This is a genomic window from Craurococcus roseus, from assembly GCF_039523795.1.
Taxonomy (GTDB): Bacteria; Pseudomonadota; Alphaproteobacteria; order Acetobacterales; family Acetobacteraceae; genus Craurococcus; species Craurococcus roseus.
In genome coordinates this window covers 19,652-20,135 of the sequence record NZ_BAAAFZ010000074.1, presented here as the reverse complement: position 1 = coordinate 20,135, position 484 = coordinate 19,652, and the positions used below count along the sequence as shown (strand labels likewise).

Below are 484 nucleotides of genomic sequence, written 5' to 3'. Positions count from 1 at the left end.
CCACCCGCCCCGCGCGCGCGGCGGCCAGCGCGGCGCCGCCGTCGAAGGCCAGCAGCCACAGGGCGAGGCCGGGCAGCCCGCCTTCCGCCAAGGCCTCCAAGGCGTGGTTGTGCGGGTGCAGCGCCCGCGCGTCGCCGGAACCCGCGGCGATCGTGAAGCCGCCGGTACCGAGGCCGAAGGGGGCCGCGAGCCCGGCCCAGCGCAACGCCTCGCCCCAGATCACCAGCCGCGCCGGCGTCGCGGTGGCCGGATCGCCGAACACGCGCTCCACCGTCCGCAACTCGTCGGAGAGCGCCGGCGCGCCGTGGACCAGCAGCGCCAATCCGCCGAGGCCGGCGGCGCCCACCCCGACGAGCCACAGCAGCGCCGCCCCGCGCCGGTCCGCGAACCACAGGCGCAGCGCCGGCGCGACGGCCACGGCGAGTCCGAGACCGAGCAGCGCCGCCCGCCCGCCTGGCACCAGCGCCGCGACCGCCAGCGCCGC

The 484-nt window shown here is 80.2% G+C and carries 1 protein-coding gene; it reads right to left on the bottom strand.

Annotated features, from left to right (window positions below; translation table 11 throughout):
- The coding region (locus tag ABD067_RS21805) for an O-antigen ligase family protein (RefSeq protein WP_343897516.1) at positions 1-484 on the bottom strand (484 nt) is incomplete at both ends.